This is a genomic window from Streptomyces sp. NRRL S-495 (assembly GCF_000966955.1).
In the GTDB taxonomy this organism is placed as follows: domain Bacteria; phylum Actinomycetota; class Actinomycetes; order Streptomycetales; family Streptomycetaceae; genus Kitasatospora; species Kitasatospora purpeofusca.
The window spans coordinates 1-355 of record NZ_JZWY01000878.1 but is presented as its reverse complement, the minus strand read 5'-3'; the positions used below and the strand labels follow the sequence as shown (position 1 = coordinate 355).

At 74.6% G+C, this 355-nt stretch carries 1 protein-coding gene; it reads left to right on the top strand.

Annotated elements, in window-relative coordinates; all coding sequences use genetic code 11:
• The coding region (locus VR45_RS35415; protein ID WP_045944027.1) for a response regulator transcription factor at positions 1-318 on the top strand (318 nt) is incomplete at its 5' end.
• Positions 319-355 lie beyond the last annotated feature (37 nt).

Here is a 355-nt window from a genome sequence, read left to right as displayed (position 1 = left end):
ATCCGGAGCGTGGCCGCGGGCGACGCGGTGGTCTCGCCGCGGATGACCCGGCGTCTGCTGGAGACCCTCCGCCCGCACATCCCCGACGGCCGCGGCGCCGCGCGCGACGACCGGCTCGGTCGGCTCAGCGCCCGGGAGCGCGAGGTGCTGGTCGAGGTGGGCCGAGGGCTGTCCAATGCCGAGATCGCGGCCACCCTGTACCTCGCGGAGGCGACCGTGAAGTCCCATCTGGGGCGGGTCCTGCACAAGCTCGAACTCCGCGACCGGATCCAGGCCGTGGTCTTCGCCCACGAGAACCGCCTCGTCCACCCGGGGTGACGCCCCCACCGGCCGTCGGACGAGCCGACGGCCACGA